This window comes from Corynebacterium sp. ACRQJ (assembly GCF_022346045.1).
Classification (GTDB): domain Bacteria; phylum Actinomycetota; class Actinomycetes; order Mycobacteriales; family Mycobacteriaceae; genus Corynebacterium; species Corynebacterium evansiae.
This window is the reverse complement of sequence record NZ_JAKRMT010000043.1, coordinates 1-1,297: the sequence shown is the minus strand read 5'-3', so window position 1 is coordinate 1,297 and position 1,297 is coordinate 1. Positions and strand designations below refer to the sequence as shown.

General features: G+C 57.5%; 1 protein-coding gene. It reads right to left on the bottom strand.

The window, feature by feature from the left end; genetic code table 11:
* The coding region (locus MHX52_RS10290) for an IS256-like element IS3506 family transposase (protein ID WP_239318094.1) at positions 1 to 1,178 on the bottom strand (1,178 nt) is incomplete at its 3' end.
* Between the last annotated feature and the right edge of the window lie 119 nt (positions 1,179 to 1,297).

The window sequence follows — 1,297 nt, the reverse complement described above, 5'->3', positions numbered from 1 at the left end:
GTGTGTTCGAGTGCGGTCAGTGACATGTAGCGTTTTTGTTGGATCCAGTCGTCGTGTTGCTCGGCTAGGACCGCACCGACAAGCCGGATGATGGATTCACGGTTTGGGAAAATGCCGACGACGTCGGTGCGCCGGCGGATCTCACGGTTTAACCGTTCTGTGGGGTTGTTTGACCACACCTTCGTCCAGACTGGTTTCGGCGCTGCGGTAAACGCCAGTACTTCATCGAGTGATTCCTCCAAATACGCCGCGACGTGAGGGAATTTCGGCTCCAGTAGGTCGACAACTTCGCGGGCTTGAGCCCAAGTGGATGTGGCGTCAGGTTGCTGGAAGATTGTCTGGAACATCGCAGAGACCATCGGCCATTGTGTTTTCGGGACCTTTTCGTAGAGGTTCTTCGCGAAATGGGTGCGGCACCGCTGCCACGACGCATTGGGCAGCACTTCGGAAATGGCGTGCTGGATGCCTTCGTGGGCATCACTTGTGATAAGGAATACCCCAGTAAGTCCGCGGGCTTTTAAGTCCTGGAAGAAGCCTTTCCACGACGCGTTGGATTCCGCGGTGGCGACGTGCATGCCGAGCATTTCGCGATACCCGTCGGCGTTGACTCCGGTGGCAAGCAGCACTGAGCATTTGACCACCCGGCCGCCTTCACGGACTTTGATCGTGAGCGCATCGCACGATAAAAAGGCGTACCCGCCGGGGTCTAGTGGGCGGTTTTTGAAGTCTGCGACCATGTCGTCGAGTTCTTCTGACATGCGTGAGACTTGCGATTTCGACATGCTGGAAATCCCAAGCGTAGCCACCAGATCATTCATCCTGCGGGTGGAAACCCCTTTAAGGTAGCACGTGGCGATCACAGTCGATAAGGCTCGTTCTGCTCGTGAGCGGCGCTCTAACAGCCAGTCTGGGAAGAACGCGCCGTGGCGCAGTTTCGGCACCGCCACGTCGATCGTGCCGACACGGGTGTCAAGGTCGCGGTGGCGATACCCGTTGCGGTGGTTGACCCGCTCGGTGGATACAACTCCGTATTCGGCGCCGCAGACGGTGTCAGCCTGGGCGGAGAGGATCTGGTTGATAAACCCTTGCAGCATCTGGCGCATCAAATCCGGAGACGCTTGGGCCAGCAAATCATCCAGATAGGTTGTCGGGTCGATAGAATACGGTGCAGCGGTCATCGTCATAGGCCTTTCGGTGAGATGTGGTAGTTGAGTCGAAAGGCTAACTGGCGGTGGCCGCCCACTACTTTCCGGGACCCACCATCAGCAAGCGTTACACCACACTAAGGGACGCAACC